Origin of the sequence: Goodfellowiella coeruleoviolacea, from assembly GCF_024171785.1 — a bacterium.
In the GTDB taxonomy this organism is placed as follows: domain Bacteria; phylum Actinomycetota; class Actinomycetes; order Mycobacteriales; family Pseudonocardiaceae; genus Goodfellowiella; species Goodfellowiella coeruleoviolacea.
Window position 1 is genome coordinate 460,752 of the sequence record NZ_JAMTCK010000004.1, and the last position, 14,191, is coordinate 474,942.

Here is a 14,191-nt window from a genome sequence, read left to right on the forward strand (position 1 = left end):
CGGGCCCGCCCGGGGCGGCTCACCCCGAGTAGATCGAGGCGATGTCACCCGCGTAGGTCTTGGCCACCACGGCCCTGCGCAGCTTCATGCTCGGCGTGATCTCGCCGCCGGCCTCGGTGAAGTCGACCGGCAGGATGCGGAACTTCTTGATGGACTCGGCGCGGGACACCGCCCGGTTGGCGTCGTCGACGGCCGCCTGGATCTCGGCGCGCAGGTCGGGGTCGTCGGTGAGGTCGGCCACCTCGGCGTCGGCCGGCTTGTGGTGCTGCTGCTTCCAGGTGGGGAAGAACTCGGGGTCGATGGTGATCAGCGCGCCGATGAACGGCTGCTGGTCGCCGACCACCATGCACTGGCTGATCAGCGGGTGCGCCCGCAGCCGGTCCTCCAGCACGGCCGGCGACACGTTCTTGCCGCCCGCGGTGACGATGATCTCCTTCTTGCGGCCGGTGATCCGCAGGAAGCCCTCGTCGTCCAGTTCGCCGAGGTCGCCGGTGTGGAACCAGCCGTCCTCCAGCGCCTCCTGGCTGGCCTGCGCGTTCTCCCAGTAGCGCTGGAACACGATGTCGCCCTTGACCAGCACCTCGCCGTCCTCGCCGATGCGCACGGCGGTGCCGGCGACCGGGCGGCCGACCGTGCCGACCTTGAAGGCGTTCTCGGTGTTCACGCAGGCCGCCGCGGTGGTCTCGGTGAGGCCGTAGCCCTCCAGCACGGGAACGCCGACACCGCGGAAGAAGTGGGCCAGCCGGTCGCCGAGCGGCGCGCCGCCGGAGACCGCGGCGATGCACCGGCCGCCCAGCGCGGCGCGCAGCCTGGTGTAGACCAGCTTGTCGAACACGGCGTGCTTGATGCGCAGGCCCAGCCCGGTGCGGCCGTGGTCCAGCGACTGGCTGTAGGCCACGGCGGTGGCCTCGGCCAGGTCGAAGATCCTGCCCTTGCCCTCACCGTGGGCGCGCTGCTTGGCGGTGTTGTAGACCTTCTCGAACACCCGGGGCACGGCCAGCACGAAGCTGGGCCGGAACGAGCCGAGGTCGGCGACCAGGTTCTTCACGTCGCCGGTGTGGCCCAGGCAGGTGCGCGCGTACACCGCGGACACCGACACCGCCCTGGCCAGCACGTGCGCCATGGGCAGGAACATCAGCAGCGACTTGCCCGGCTGCATCAGCTGCGGGAACGCCGCCACCTCGGCGCGCGCCTCGGCCAGCATGTTGCGGTGGGACAGCGCGCAGCCCTTGGGGCGGCCGGTGGTGCCCGAGGTGTAGATGAGGGTGGCCACGTCGTCGGCGCGCAGCGACCGGCGGCGGGTGTGCACGTCCTGGTCGGACACGTCGGCGCCGAGCGCGGTCAGCTCGGCAACGACCGGTTGCCCGCCGTCGATCTGCCAGACCCGGTCCAGCTCGGGCAGCTGGTCGGCGACCTCGTCCACGAGTGCCCGGTGGGCGTCGGTCTCCACGATGACCGCCCTGGCCCCGGAGTTGGACAGGATCCACTGCACCTGCTCGGCCGAGGAGGTCTCGTAGACCGGCACGCTCACCCCGCCGGCCGCCCAGATCGCGTAGTCCAGCAGCGACCACTCGTAGCGGGTCTTGGCCATCAGGGCGATCCGGTCGCCGGCGGACACGCCGCTGGCGATCAGCCCCTTGGCCACGCCGAGCACCTGGTCGGCGAACTCGCGCGCGGTGACGTCGATCCAGGACCCGTTGATGCGGCGGCGGAAGCTGACGGCGTTGCCGAAGCGCTCCGCGTTCGCCCACACCATGTCGGTGAGGTTCTCCTCTGCGGTCACCGTGGCGGTGGCCGGGACGCTGAACTCGCGCACGTCAACCTCCGGGTGTGGTTGCTTTGTTACCGGTGAGGCAACTTAGCGTGTCGTGCCGCTCGCACGATAGGGCGATGCGGCGTTTACCTGCCAGAAAGAACCAATCAAGAAGAGTGGCCTGCCTCACGGTACGGCCATGTCACCCTGTGTGGCGGCCCTGTTGGCGGCGCTGACCGGGTCGAGACGAGGGGAGCCGTGGTGAGCGCGACGGTCGACGTGGTGGACGAGACCTTCCTGGCGGTGCCGCCGCCGGTGGTGGCCGCGGTGTTCGCCGACGCCGGGGCCTGGCCCCGGTTCTGGCCGGACCTGGTGCTGTCCGTCTACGCCGACCGGGGCGCGCAGGGGCTGCGCTGGACCGTGCGGGGCGCGCTGGTGGGCACCATGGAGGTGTGGCTGGAGCCGGTGCTGGACGGCACCCTGCTGCACTACTTCCTGCGCGCCGACCCGGCCGGACCGGACGGCCGGGCCGCCGCGGCCGGGTCGGTGCCGGCCAGGGTGCTGGCCGCGGAGCGGCGGCGCCGGCAGCTGGCGGCCAAGCGGGTCGCGTTCCACCTCAAGCGCAGGCTGGAGGGCGACCGCCCGCCCGGGCACCCGCCAGTGGCCACCGCCTGACGCCCCGGCGGGGTCAGGCGTCCGGCCGCGCCCGCGCCACCAGCCCGGTGAACAGGGCGTCCATCGCCAGTTCGAAGCGCGCCTGGTCGTCGTCGGGCCGGCCGAGCCCGGCGGCGACGGCCGCGCGCAGGACCGGGTGCCCGGACCGGTCGATCCGCGTGGCCAGCTCCTCGGTGTCCGGGGAGACGTCCTCGTGGCCGGGGGTGTGCCCGGCCTCGGCCAGGGTGTGGCCGAGCACGGTCGTGGCCACGATGTTGATCAGGTGCAGTGCCCGGCGCGGGCTGAAGCCGGCCGCGCACAGGGCGGCGGCCACGCGTTCGACCGAGGCCAGCCCGGCCGGGGCGACCACCGGCCGGGTGGCGGCCAGCGGCAGCAGGTTGGGGTGGCGCAGCAGTTCGGCGCGCAGCGCCACGGCCAGCTCGCGCAACCAGACCGGCCAGTCGGCCGGCCGGCCCGGCGGGGCCGCGGCCAGCGCCGCGACCACCGCCCGGTCCACCAGGGCGTTGAGCACGTCCGCCTTGTTGGGCACGTGGTAGTAGAGCGTGGCCGCCTCGACCCCGAGTTCCGCGCCCAGCCGGCGCATGGTCAGTCCGGCCACCCCGTCCCGGTCCACCAGGCGCAGCGCGGCGGCGAGCACCTGGTCCCTGGACAGCCCTGGCCGGTCGGTGCGGGGCATCGCGGTCCTCCCTTGACTCTCTAACGCTGTTAGACGCAGACTAGCGCCCGGGTTTGTCTAACGCTGTTAGAAAGGGTTCTCGCCATGACCAGCCGCATCCCGACGGGCCGGGCGTCAGACCAGGTCAAGCAGCCGGTGCTGGACTTCTTCGCGGCCATCAACGCCCGTGATCTGGCCGCGCTGCACGACTGCGTCGCACCGGACGTGGTCGACCACAACAAGATGATCTACGGCGAGCCGGACGAGCCGGGCGCCGCGTTCGAGGGCATCCGCCAGCAGACCGTCGCCTTCGACCCGCTGCGCCTGCGCGTGGACGAGCTGCTCGCCGAGGGCGACAAGGTGGTCGCCAGGGTCACCCAGAGCGGCCGGCACGTGGGCACCCACCCCCGGATGCCCGAGCCCACCGGGCGGGAGTTCAGCAACGCGGCGATCTACGTGTTCACCGTGGCCGACGGCGTGATCAGCGAGATCCGCGCGGTCAGCGACCGGCTCGGCATGTTCCTGCAGCTGGGCTGGGACTGGCCGGCGGCCGACTGAGCCGGGCGGCCGAGACGACCACTCGGGGGAGCCCACCACCGCCGCCCGCCCGGTAATGTCGGTGGGCGTGCGGGTCCATGTGGTGTCTGACGTGCACGGCAACGCCGAGGCGTTGGCCCGTGCCGGTGACGGGGCCGATGCCCTGGTGGTGCTCGGCGACCTGCTCGACTTCGTCGACTACCACGACCACTCCCGGGGCATCCTGGGCGCGGTGTTCGGGCCGGACAAGGTGGCCACCTTCGCCGAGCTGCGCCGGGGCCGGCACACCGCCGAGGCCGGTCGCTACATCCGCGGCCTGTGGGACAGCCTGGCCGACCCGGCCGCGGTGATCCGCGACGCCGTGCGCGAGCAGTACGCCACGCTGTTCGCCAGCATGACCGCGCCCACCTACGCCACCCCGGGCAACGTGGACGCGCCCGAGCTGTGGCCGGAGTTCGCCGGGGCCGGCGTGCGCGTGCTGGACGGCGAGGTCGTCGAGATCGGCGGCCTGCGGTTCGGGTTCGCCGGGGGCGCGCTGCTGCCGCCCGGCGGGGTGCTGCGCCGCGACGCGGTGTGGCGGCCCTACCTGCGCACCGAGGAGGAACTGGGCGCCGCCCTGGCCGGCCTGGACGAGGTGGACGTGCTGTGCACGCACGTGCCGCCCGCCCTGCCCGAGCTGGTCTACGACGTGGTGGCCCGCCGGCCCGAGTACGGCTCGACCAGCCTGCTCAAGCTGATCGAGCGGGACCGGCCCCGCTGGTCGGTGTTCGGCCACGTGCACCAGCCGCTGGCCCGGCGGATGCGGGTGGGCTGGACCGAGTGCGTCAACGTCGGCCACTTCCAGCGCACCGCCCGGCCGCACGTGCTGGCCTGGTAGCCGCCGGCTGTGGCGAAGCGCGGGCGAACAGCGGGTAACCTGCCCGGCATGGCCGATGAGTCCACCCAGTCGATCGTCATCGACGCGCCCGCCGCGGCGATCATGGCGGTGATCGCGGACTTCGCCGCGTACCCGGAGTGGACCAACGGGGTCAGGCAGATCGAGGTGCTCGACACCGACGAGCGCGGCCGCGCCCGGCAGGTGCGGTTCACCCTGGACCAGGGGCCGGTCAAGGACGAGTACGTGCTCGCCTACACCTGGGCCGAGGACGGCCTGTCGGTGCACTGGTCGCTGGTCCGGGGCCAGATGCAGAAGTCCCAGGAGGGCAGCTACCGGCTGGTGCCGACCGGATCGGGCACCGAGGTCACCTACACCCTGTCCGTGCAGCTGGCCATCCCGATGATCGGCCTGTTCCGCCGCAAGGCCGAGAAGATGATCATGGACACCGCGCTGCGCGAACTCAAGCGCCGGGTGGAGAACGCCGGCTGAGCCGGACCGACAGCGGCTGGAAGCACCAGTGATCTGCGACGACGAGTACGGGCGCGTCCTGCTGTTCACCGGCAAGGGCGGCGTGGGCAAGACCACCGTGGCCGCGGCCACCGCCGCCCACCTGGCCGCGCGCGGGCGCAAGGTCCTGGTGGTGTCCACCGACCCGGCGCACTCCCTGGCCGACGCGCTGGCCACCCGGCTCGGCCCGGAGGTGTCCGAAGTGGACTGCGACGCCGTGTCCGGCCTGTGGGCCGCGCAACTGGACCCCAGGGCCCTGGTCGACCGCTCCTGGCACCGGCTGCGCACCCACCTGGGCACCGTGCTGGCTGGCGCCGGCGTCGACGAGCTGGCCGCCGAGGAGCTGACCGCGCTGCCCGGGGTGGAGGAGCTGCTGGCCCTCACCGAGGTGCACCGGCTGGCCGGGGCCGGCCCGTGGGACCTGGTCGTGGTGGACTGCGGCCCGACCGCGGAGACGCTGCGGTTGCTGGCCCTGCCCGAGGCGTTCGCCGGCTACCTGGAGCGGCTGTTCCCCACCCACCGCCGGGTGGTGCGCGGCCTGCTCGCCGGACTGGCCGGCAGCAGCGCGGTGCGGCGTTGGGACGACACCGCCGACGCGCTCGGCCGGCTCGCCGACCACCTGGCCGCGCTGCGCGCCTGGCTGACCGACCCGGCCACCACCCGGGTGCGCCTGGTGTGCACGCCCGAGCGGGTGGTGGCGGCCGAGACCCGGCGCACCCTCACCGCGCTGGCCCTGCACGGCATCCGGGTCGACGGGCTGATCGCCAACCGCGTGGTGCCCGACTTCACCGACCCGCCCGGCGGCATGGGCGGCCCGGCCCACGACTGGCTGCGCGCCCGCCGCGCCGAACAGGACGCGGTCCTGGCCGAGCTGCGCGCGGCCGGCGTCCCGGACGTGCGCGTGGTTGAGCACCTGGCCGCCGAGCCGGTGGGCGTGCCCGCGCTGGTGGCACTGGCCGGCCGGGTGCACCGGGTCACCGCCCCGGCCGACGGGTCGGGCGGCGCCGCCGCGCCCGCACCGCCCCGGGTGAGCAGGGGCGCGGACGCGGCCGGTGCGCCCGAGTACCTGCTGCACCTGGCGCTGCCCCTGGCCGGGGACGACGACCTCGACCTGGCCAGGGTCGACGACGAGCTGGTGGTCACCGTGGCCGGCGGGCGCCGCCTGGTCGCGCTGCCGCCGGTGTTGCGCCGGTGCGTGGTGACCGGCGCGGAGCTGGACCAGACCGGATTGGTGGTGCGCTTCCGCCCCGATCCCGCGCTGTGGATGGGATGAACGCGTGACTGATCGAAGCGAGCGGTCCGGGCACGGCCTCGGCGAGGAGCTGCGACTGCTGGTGACCGGCCTGGCCGAGCGGGCCCAGCCGTGGCTGCACCGGCTGGCCGCCGACCCCCGTGCCGACCCGCGTGCCGACCAGGGCCCGGCCGGTGCGCGGCGGGCCGGCGAGCACCAGGCCGGCGGCTGCGCGTGGTGTCCGGTGTGCGCGGGCCTGGCCCTGGCCAGGGGGGAGCGGCCGGAGCTGACCGCGCGCGCCGCCGAACACGTGGCCGGCCTGCTCGCGGTGCTGCGCGACGCCATGACCGAGCCGCACCCCGGCCCGGCGGCCGGGCCAGCGCCGGCCTCGTCGTCCACTTCGGACGCTGCTGAACCGTCCACTTCGGACGAGACTGGGCCGTCCACTCCGGATGGTGCTGGCCCGCCGGTGGACGCGGACGAACCGCCGCGTCCACCCCGGGTGCAGCGCATCCCGGTGCGCAGGACCGCGCCCGCCGCCGGGAGCACCGGACCCCGGACCGCTGGCGCGCGGACCACCGGAGCGAACAGGGAGCCGCTGTGCTGACCGTGGGTGTCGACATCGGGGGCACCAGCGTGCGGGCCGGCGTGGTCGACGCCGCCGGCTCGGTGCTGGACACCGCGCGCACGCCGACCCCCAGCGGGGTGGCACCGCTGGAGCAGGCCATCGCCGCCACCGTGGGGCAGCTGGCCCGGCGCCACCCGGTCAGCGCGGTCGGCCTGGCCGTGGCCGGGTTCGTCACCTCCGACCGGCGTTCGGTGCGCTTCGCCCCGCACCTGGCCTGGCGCGGCACCCCGGTGGCCGACCGGATGACCGAGGTGCTGGGCATGCCGGTGGTGCTGGAACACGACGCCAACGCCGCGGCACTGGCCGAGTACCGGTTCGGCGCGGCCCGGGGCGCCCGGGTGGCCGTGCTGGTGGCGCTGGGCACCGGGATCGGCGGGGCGCTGCTCATCGACGGCCAGGTGTTCCGCGGCGCCCACGGGGTCGCGCCGGAACTGGGCCACCTGCGGCTGGTGCCGGGCGGCCGGCCCTGCCCGTGCGGCAAGTACGGCTGCTGGGAGCGCTACTGCAGCGGCACCGCGTTGAGCACCACCGCGGTGGAGCTGCTGGCCCGCAACCCCGGCCGGGCCAGCCTGCTGGCCAGGGAGAGCAGCCGGGACCCCGGCTGGGTGACCGGTCAGCGGGTGGCCGGCGCCGCCCGGGACGGCGACCCGATCGCCCTGCAGGCCATGGCCGAACTGGCCAGGTGGCTGGGGGAGGGGCTGGCGCTGGTCGCCGACGTCTACGACCCCGAGGTGGTGGTGATCGGCGGTGGGGTGTCCGAGTCGGCCCCGCTGTTCCTGGACGACGCGCGGGAGCACTACGCGTCCGTGATCACCGGCACCGGCCACCGCCCGCTGGCCCGCATCCGCACCGCCCAACTGGGTGACCAGGCCGGCATCGTCGGCTCCGCCGCCCTGGCCAGGGACCTGGCCACGACCCTGGCCGAGTCCCGCACCGACCTGGCGCCCGGCGCCGGCTGAGGAGGCGACGTGTCTGATCACGCCACCTACGAGCAGTTCCTGCGGACCGGCAGCGGTACCGAGCGGGTGCGCCTCGACCTGGACGCGCCCCACGCGCGGGTCGTGGTCGAGTGTCGGTGGATGGGGCTGGACGACGTGCCGGCCCGCTGCGAACTCCGGTTCAGGCACCGGCCGGACGGCGACGGGTACGGGCGGCTCGAACTGGTCGCCGCGGCGGCGGCCGAGTCGTCCGACGCCGAGTTGACCCCGGTGCCGGAGCTGACAGCCGAGGACGCCCTGCTGCCGCTGGTGGTGGAGTACCTGCGGGTGGGGCGCACGCCCGTGCACGTCCACCCGGAGTCCCAGTTCGCCGCGATGCGCCCGATCGGCTACGCGGACTGGAACGCGCACTTCGACCTGCTGCTGCTCGTGGACGACGGGGAGGGCTGGCCGGAGACGCCCTTCTGGGAGCACGTGCGCGGCAGGCTGGACAAGGCGAAGCTGGCCCGCATCGGGCCGAGCGAGGCACGCTGACCACCGCCGCCGGGCCCGGGGCGCGTCGGGAAGCGGCCACTGTGGACAGACGAGGGCGGTCCGCTCAGCGCGCCGCCGCGTCGCCGTCGTGCTCGGCGAGGTAGTTCCTGTTGACCTCGATCAGGTCGTCGAGCGCGGTCCGCGCGGCGGCGAGGCTGTCGATCGTCGAGCACAGCCGGTTCCGCTCGCGTTCCAGCGTCACCAGGGCGCGCCGCGCTTCGTGGACGCTGGGCTCGGCCATGCACGGCACCATCTCGGCGATGGTGCGGGTGGACAGTCCCGCGGCCAGGAAGGCCCGGATGAGTTCAACCCGCCGGACGTGCTCGTCGGTGTAGTGCCGCTGACCACTGGGGGCCCGCGCACTGGCCAACAGCCCCTGGTCCTCGTAGTAGCGCAGCAGCCGCCGGCTCACCCCGGTCCGGGCGGACAGCTCCCCGATGCGCACCCAGCTCCTCCGGTGGTCTGGATCACTCCGGCTTGCCCCTCACACGTATGTGAACTCTTAGCGTAGCTCGCGTGCCGCGGGCATCCCCGGCCCTGGACGACCAGGCCCCGCCCGCACCCCCGGCACGCCCACGCGAGCAGGAGGAACCCGTGATCAAGTTCGCTTACCTGGTCAAGCGCGTCGAAGGCATGTCCTTCGAGCAGTTCGTCACCTACCACCGCGACCACCACGCCCCGCTGTTCACCTCGATCCCCGAGGCGCGCCAGTACGTGCGCAAGTACACCGTCTCGCACCCGGTGCCCGCGCCCGGTTACCCCAGTCCCGACTACGACGGCCTCACCGAGATCTGGTTCGAGAGCTGGGCGGACCACGACGCGTTCTTCGCGTCCGACAACTACCGGACACTGGTGAACCCGGACGAGGCGAGGTTCATCGACATGACCTCGGTCCGGACCATGGTCACCACCGAGAAGGTGGTGATCTGACCGCACCCGCCGCGAACCGGTGCGGTGCGGCCGGCCCGGGACGGTGCGGTGTGGGGCCAGCGCGGGACGGTGCGGTGTGGGGCCAGCGCGGCACGGTGTGCGCGGCCAGCTCCGCCGCGATGCCTGCGGCCAGCCCCCGCCCTCCCAGGGGGGCGTCCCCTGGACCAGCCTATCCACCCCCCACCAGCGAGAACAGGGGACGACAGTGCCTGTGGACAACTCGCCGGGCCTGTGCACAACCGAGCGGCCGAACGGGTGACGGACGATGTCAGGCGTGGCTCAGCGCGTCGGCCGGACCGGGTCCGGGGCGCGCCGGTGCTGGCGGGGTCGGTCAGACCTGGGCGCCGTCGTCCCAGCCGGAGTCGGGCGGCGGGCCCTGGCGCATGCGCAGCACCAGCAGGCCGATGCCGGCGCTCATCGAGATCAGCGCGAGCGGCGTGGCCGCGCTGCTGGCCAGCCCGAGCAGGCTGGGCGCGACCAGCAGCAGGATGCCCAACGCGACCAGGGCCAGCGCCGCGATGGTGCCGGTCCGCATCGGCGGCAGCGGGGGCGGGTCCGGCGGCACGAAGTGCTCGTCGTCGGCCTCGGCGGTCTGGTCCGCCCGGTCCTCGGACGTGCCGGTCCCCTCGTCCGGGGCCCGGTGCCGGCCGGGCTGCTGGGTCGGCCGGGACTCGCGCCGGTCACCGTCCGGGCCGCGGGGTGGGCCGGAGCGGGCGGCGGTGTCCGGACCGGTGGCCGGGTCCGGCCCGTAGTCGCTGGGCTCGAACGCGCGGAACGGCCTGATGTCCGGGACGTCGGTGCCGGTCGGGCCCGCCGGTCCGGCCGGCCCGGGCGGAATGGCGCCAGCCGGCGTTGACCCAGCCGGCGCGGACCCGGGTGGCGTTGTCCCGGTGGGCGTGGACCCGGCCCGGCGGGTGCCGGGCTGGTTCGGATCGTCCTCACCGAACAGCCCCACCGCGTCCGGGCCGAGCGCCTCCAGCTCACCCTGGTCGGGCCAGCGGGCGTGCAGGCCGTCCCGCTCCAGGCCGGCGACGATCTCGGCGAAGGCGGCGTCGATGTCCTCCGGCCCGTCCGGGCCGCGCCCGGTCACGCCGGCTCCCCGAGGCGTTCGCGGTGCACCCGCCTGACGAACTCCACGCTCCCAGCGAAGATTGTCGGCGCGTCGTGGTCAAGGGTGGCGACGTGATCGCTGTTCGGCAGAACCACCTCGGTCACGTCGGTGCTGCGCACCCCGTCCAGCACGATCCTGGAGTTGACCGGCTCGACCACACTGTCCACAACGGAGTGGAACAGCGCCAGCGGCTGGGTGACCCGGTCCAGGTCGGCCCGCACCAGCCCCCACAGCTCGCGCAGGCTGGCCAGCGCGCGTAACGGCGTGCGCGGGTAGGCCAGCTCCCGCACGCCCGGCTTGGCGATGGCCCCGCCGATCGGCGCGACCGACGGCACCAGGCGGGACAACACCGGTAAGACCACCATTTCCCGGCGCAGGCTGGTCACCGACGGGTTCACCAGGGCGATGCCGGCCACGGCCGCGCCGTGCCGCTGGGCCAGGCGCAGCGTCAGCGTGCCGCCCATGGACAGGCCGAACACGAACACCGAGGCGCACCTGCGGGTCAACCCGAGGAACTCCTCCTCCACCCGGCCGTACCACTCCGGCCACCGGGTGCGGTTCATCTCCTGCCAGGTGGTGCCGTGGCCGGGCAGACGGGGACAGGACACCGTGAAACCCTCGGCCGCGAGGTGTTCACCCCACGGCCGCATGGACTGCGGCGAGCCGGTGAAGCCGTGGCACAGCAGCACCCCGACCTCGTCGGACCCTTGATGCGCGAATGGTTCCGCGCCGGCCAGCACGGGCACCCCAGCCCTCCCTTGCGCGCGGAGCGGATCGGCCCCGGCCCGGTGGCCGAGAACCCTGGTGACTGCGGATCGGCCACCACCTCGGTGGCCGGAAGCGTTGACGTCTCCTCTGATCCTGCCATCGTCGCACGGCCGCACACCGTTGCACGGTCGGCGGTCGACCAATTCCGGCACCGATTCCGGGCACCGCCGCCGAAGCCGGGCGCGCGCCGCACGGGGCACCCCTGTCCGCTTCCGCCGGATCGCGTTGCGTTGTGCCTTCTGCCCGCTGCTCCGTACCCTGGTGAGAAGGCCGCCACCAGGCGGGGTTGGGGTAAGGGGAGGCGCTGCGCGCGGTGCTGTACTGGGTGCTGAAGTACGTGCTGCTTGGGCCACTGCTCAACGTGTTCTTCCGGCCACGCATCGTGGCGGGCGCGGAGAACGTGCCCAAGACCGGCGGGGCCATCCTGGCCAGCAACCACCTCGCCGTGTCCGACTCCTTCTTCCTGCCGCTCAAGCTGTCCCGGCGGGTCACCTTCCCGGCCAAGATCGAGTACTTCACCGGCAAGGGCGTCAAGGGCAAGCTGCAGAAGTGGTTCATGTCCGGCGTCGGCCAGGTGCCCATCGACCGCTCCAGCGCCTCGGCCGCGCAGGCCGCCCTGGACACCGGGGTCCGGCTGCTGCGCGAGGGCAAGCTGCTCGGCATCTACCCGGAGGGCACCCGCTCGCCGGACGGCCGGCTGTACAAGGGCAAGGTGGGCGTGGCCTGGATGGCGCTGGAGGCCGGCGTCCCAGTGATCCCGGTGGCCATGTTCGGCACGGACAAGGCCAATCCGATCGGGTCGAAGATGTGGCGGCCGCACCGGATCCGGATCAAGATCGGCAAGCCGCTGGACTTCTCCCGCTACGAGGGCCTGTCCGGTGACCGGTTCGTGCTGCGCTCGATCACCGACGAGATCATGTACGCGCTGATGGAACTGTCCGGCCAGGAGTACGTGGACGTGTACGCGGCCAAGGCCAAGCAGGACCAGGACGCGGGCCGGCGCGCCGAGGTGGTCCGCCAGCCGGGTCAGCCGGCGGACGCCGACCGGCTGCCGGAGAGCAAGGCGGGCTGACCCGCACCGCTGGCACACCGCGCTGGCACACCGCACTGGCACACCGCGCTGCCACCCGGTACCGCCGCACCGGAGCGTCACGTCGGACCGCCGTACCGGGTGTCACCCAGCCGGGAGAGATCCCGCCAATGGGGGCTTGACGGTTTGCTTCTACCCTCACTCGAATGCGGGCTTTCTACGACTGTGAGTTCATCGAGGACGGGGTGACGATCGACCTGGTGTCGATCGGGGTGGTCGACGAGGAGGGCCGCGAGTTCTACGCCGTGTCCACCGAGTTCGACCCGGACCGGGCCGGCCCGTGGGTGCGCCAGAACGTGCTGCCCAAGCTGCCCCCGCCCGCTGACCCGGCCTGGCGCAGCCGCGCCCGCATCCGCGCCGACCTGCTGGACTTCCTCACCGCGCCCGGCGGCGAGCGCGACGACATCGAGTTGTGGGCCTGGTTCGCCGCCTACGACCACGTGGCACTGGCCCAGCTGTGGGGCCCGATGCCCGCGCTGCCCCGGGCGCTGCCCCGGTTCACCCGGGACCTGCGCCAGCGCTGGGAGGACGTGGGCCGGCCCCGGCTGCCCGCGCCGCCGGACGACGCGCACGACGCGCTCGCCGACGCCAGGCACAACCTGGCCCGGTGGAAGGTGATCGAGGCGGAGCGCCGCCGCCTGGGCTTCCCCCTGCGCTGAGCCGGCGTGCCGAGCCGGCCCACCGCGCTGGGCCGCGGTGCACGGCCGCCGGATTTCGCTGCGCTGCGCGTGGACCGGGCGGTGCTGGGCCGATCAGGGGGCCGGCTGCTCCGTTCGTGCCAGCCCAGTCGCCGGGACGTGACCCGGGTGTTGCTGCACCGATCCAGGGCATGACACGCTGAAGCCGCGAGGAGTGATGCCGGTTACTGCCGGCTGAGGCGACGAGAAGGACGAGGCAAGCAAATGCGCATCGGTGTGCTCACCGGCGGTGGCGACTGCCCGGGGCTCAACGCGGTGATCCGTGCCGTTGTCCGCAAGGGCATCGAGGCCCACGGCTGGGAGGTCATCGGGTTCCGCAACGGCTGGCAGGGGCCGGTCGAGGGACTGGTCAAGCCGATCGGCCTCGACGATGTCGAGGACATTCTCACCAGGGGCGGCACAATCCTCGGTTCCTCGCGAACCAACCCCTACAAGATCGACGGCGGCGTCGACCGCATCCGCCAGACCCTGGCCGAGCACCAGATCGACGCGCTGGTGGCGATCGGCGGCGAGGACACCCTCGGCGTGGCCAAGCGGCTCACCGACGACGGCATCGGCGTGGTCGGCGTGCCCAAGACCATCGACAACGACCTGGGCGCCACCGACTACACGTTCGGCTTCGACACCGCCGTGCACATCGCCACCGAGGCCATCGACCGGCTGCGCACCACGGCCGAGTCGCACCACCGGGCGCTGGTCGTCGAGGTGATGGGCCGGCACGCCGGGTGGATCGCGCTGCACTCCGGCCTGGCCGGCGGCGCCAACGTGATCCTGGTGCCGGAGAAGCCGTTCTCCATCGACCGGGTGGTCGACTGGGTGCGCAGCCGGTTCGAGCGCGAGTACGCACCGATCATCGTGGTCGCTGAGGGCGCCATGCCCGAGGGCGGCGCCGAGGTGCTGGCCACCGGCGAGAAGGACGCGTTCGGCCACGTGCGGCTGGGGGGCGTCGGCACCTGGCTGGCCGACGAGATCGCGCAGCGCACCGGCAAGGAGTCCCGGGCCGTGGTGCTGGGGCACGTCCAGCGCGGCGGCACCCCGACCGCCTACGACCGGGTGCTGGCCACCCGCTTCGGCCTGCACGCGGTGGACGCCGTGCACGAGGGTGACTTCGGCGTGATGGTGGCGCTGCGCGGCACCGACATCGTCCGGGTCAAGCTGTCCGAGGCCACGGCCGAGCTGAAGACGGTGCCGGCGGAGCGCTACGCCGAGGCCGAGGTCTTCTTCGGCTGATCCGCCCGCCGCGGACCGCGCGCACCAAC

At 73.7% G+C, this 14,191-nt stretch carries 17 protein-coding genes; 12 read left to right on the forward strand and 5 right to left on the reverse strand.

Annotated elements, in window-relative coordinates:
- Positions 1-19: 19 nt before the first annotated feature.
- Positions 20-1,816, reverse strand: coding sequence for an AMP-dependent synthetase/ligase (locus LX83_RS10905; protein ID WP_253769950.1), 1,797 nt, complete (start codon positions 1,814-1,816; stop codon positions 20-22).
- A 195-nt stretch (positions 1,817-2,011) separates the two neighbouring features.
- Between LX83_RS10905 and LX83_RS10910 the strand changes: the two genes are divergently transcribed.
- On the forward strand, positions 2,012-2,428 hold the full coding sequence (locus LX83_RS10910; RefSeq protein WP_407649520.1) for a polyketide cyclase / dehydrase and lipid transport: 417 nt from the start codon (positions 2,012-2,014) through the stop codon (positions 2,426-2,428).
- Positions 2,429-2,441: 13 nt separating this feature from the next.
- Here LX83_RS10910 and LX83_RS10915 read toward each other — a convergent pair whose 3' ends face one another.
- A complete protein-coding gene (locus LX83_RS10915; RefSeq protein ID WP_253769954.1) occupies positions 2,442-3,104 on the reverse strand; it encodes a TetR/AcrR family transcriptional regulator C-terminal domain-containing protein in 663 nt (220 codons plus the stop codon).
- A gap of 84 nt (positions 3,105-3,188) precedes the next feature.
- Between LX83_RS10915 and LX83_RS10920 the strand changes: the two genes are divergently transcribed.
- The 7 genes from LX83_RS10920 to LX83_RS10950 all read left to right on the forward strand — a co-directional run bounded on the left by LX83_RS10920 (position 3,189) and on the right by LX83_RS10950 (position 8,335).
- The gene (locus LX83_RS10920; RefSeq protein WP_253769956.1) at positions 3,189-3,641 is read left to right on the forward strand and encodes an ester cyclase; all 453 of its coding nucleotides are present in this window, start codon (positions 3,189-3,191) and stop codon (positions 3,639-3,641) included.
- Positions 3,642-3,708: 67 nt separating this feature from the next.
- Positions 3,709-4,497: a metallophosphoesterase family protein gene (locus LX83_RS10925; protein WP_253769958.1), complete on the forward strand. Its 789-nt coding sequence runs from the start codon at positions 3,709-3,711 to the stop codon at positions 4,495-4,497.
- A 48-nt stretch (positions 4,498-4,545) separates the two neighbouring features.
- On the forward strand, positions 4,546-4,986 hold the full coding sequence (locus LX83_RS10930) for an SRPBCC family protein (RefSeq protein ID WP_253769959.1): 441 nt from the start codon (positions 4,546-4,548) through the stop codon (positions 4,984-4,986).
- Between the two features lie 28 nt (positions 4,987-5,014).
- Positions 5,015-6,277 carry an ArsA family ATPase gene (locus LX83_RS10935; protein WP_253769961.1) on the forward strand — a complete coding sequence of 421 codons (1,263 nt, stop codon included), beginning with the start codon at positions 5,015-5,017 and terminating at the stop codon, positions 6,275-6,277.
- Between the two features lie 4 nt (positions 6,278-6,281).
- Positions 6,282-6,842 carry a hypothetical protein gene (locus LX83_RS10940; RefSeq protein WP_253769963.1) on the forward strand — a complete coding sequence of 187 codons (561 nt, stop codon included), beginning with the start codon at positions 6,282-6,284 and terminating at the stop codon, positions 6,840-6,842.
- Positions 6,836-7,822 (forward strand): ROK family glucokinase, encoded by a 987-nt coding sequence (locus tag LX83_RS10945; protein WP_253769965.1) that lies wholly within the window; start codon positions 6,836-6,838, stop codon positions 7,820-7,822. The genes LX83_RS10940 and LX83_RS10945 overlap by 7 nt, the downstream gene beginning before the upstream one ends.
- 9 nt (positions 7,823-7,831) lie before the next feature.
- On the forward strand, positions 7,832-8,335 hold the full coding sequence (locus tag LX83_RS10950; protein WP_253769967.1) for a hypothetical protein: 504 nt from the start codon (positions 7,832-7,834) through the stop codon (positions 8,333-8,335).
- 64 nt (positions 8,336-8,399) lie between these two features.
- Here the strand turns inward: LX83_RS10950 and LX83_RS10955 are convergent, their stop codons facing one another.
- Positions 8,400-8,780 carry a MerR family transcriptional regulator gene (locus tag LX83_RS10955; protein ID WP_253769969.1) on the reverse strand — a complete coding sequence of 127 codons (381 nt, stop codon included), beginning with the start codon at positions 8,778-8,780 and terminating at the stop codon, positions 8,400-8,402.
- 149 nt (positions 8,781-8,929) lie between these two features.
- Between LX83_RS10955 and LX83_RS10960 the strand changes: the two genes are divergently transcribed.
- Complete coding sequence (locus tag LX83_RS10960) at positions 8,930-9,265, forward strand: EthD domain-containing protein (protein WP_253769972.1); 336 nt, start codon at positions 8,930-8,932, stop codon at positions 9,263-9,265.
- A gap of 331 nt (positions 9,266-9,596) precedes the next feature.
- On the opposite strand, the gene LX83_RS37785 is transcribed toward LX83_RS10960, so the two are convergent.
- Positions 9,597-10,355, reverse strand: coding sequence for a hypothetical protein (locus LX83_RS37785; protein WP_301327928.1), 759 nt, complete (start codon positions 10,353-10,355; stop codon positions 9,597-9,599).
- Positions 10,352-11,122 carry an alpha/beta hydrolase gene (locus LX83_RS10970; protein ID WP_253769974.1) on the reverse strand — a complete coding sequence of 257 codons (771 nt, stop codon included), beginning with the start codon at positions 11,120-11,122 and terminating at the stop codon, positions 10,352-10,354. The genes LX83_RS37785 and LX83_RS10970 overlap by 4 nt, the downstream gene beginning before the upstream one ends.
- Before the next feature lie 335 nt (positions 11,123-11,457).
- Between LX83_RS10970 and LX83_RS10975 the strand changes: the two genes are divergently transcribed.
- The 3 genes from LX83_RS10975 (at position 11,458) to LX83_RS10985 (ending at position 14,162) form a co-directional block, all read left to right on the forward strand.
- The gene (locus tag LX83_RS10975) at positions 11,458-12,216 is read left to right on the forward strand and encodes a lysophospholipid acyltransferase family protein (protein ID WP_253769976.1); all 759 of its coding nucleotides are present in this window, start codon (positions 11,458-11,460) and stop codon (positions 12,214-12,216) included.
- A gap of 164 nt (positions 12,217-12,380) precedes the next feature.
- Positions 12,381-12,893: a polyadenylate-specific 3'-exoribonuclease AS gene (locus tag LX83_RS10980; RefSeq protein ID WP_253769978.1), complete on the forward strand. Its 513-nt coding sequence runs from the start codon at positions 12,381-12,383 to the stop codon at positions 12,891-12,893.
- A gap of 243 nt (positions 12,894-13,136) precedes the next feature.
- On the forward strand, positions 13,137-14,162 hold the full coding sequence (locus LX83_RS10985; protein WP_253769980.1) for a 6-phosphofructokinase: 1,026 nt from the start codon (positions 13,137-13,139) through the stop codon (positions 14,160-14,162).
- Positions 14,163-14,191 lie beyond the last annotated feature (29 nt).

Bases quoted from the DNA above. Each gene is read 5' to 3' on its own strand.
- LX83_RS10985 (WP_253769980.1), top strand. From the start codon at position 13,137: ATGCGCATCGGTGTGCTCACCGGCGGTGGCGACTGCCCGGGGCTCAAC.
- LX83_RS10930 (WP_253769959.1), top strand. From the start codon at position 4,546: ATGGCCGATGAGTCCACCCAGTCGATCGTCATCGACGCGCCCGCCGCG.
- LX83_RS10915 (WP_253769954.1), bottom strand. From the start codon at position 3,104: ATGCCCCGCACCGACCGGCCAGGGCTGTCCAGGGACCAGGTGCTCGCC.
- LX83_RS10920 (WP_253769956.1), top strand. From the start codon at position 3,189: ATGACCAGCCGCATCCCGACGGGCCGGGCGTCAGACCAGGTCAAGCAG.
- LX83_RS10980 (WP_253769978.1), top strand. From the start codon at position 12,381: ATGCGGGCTTTCTACGACTGTGAGTTCATCGAGGACGGGGTGACGATC.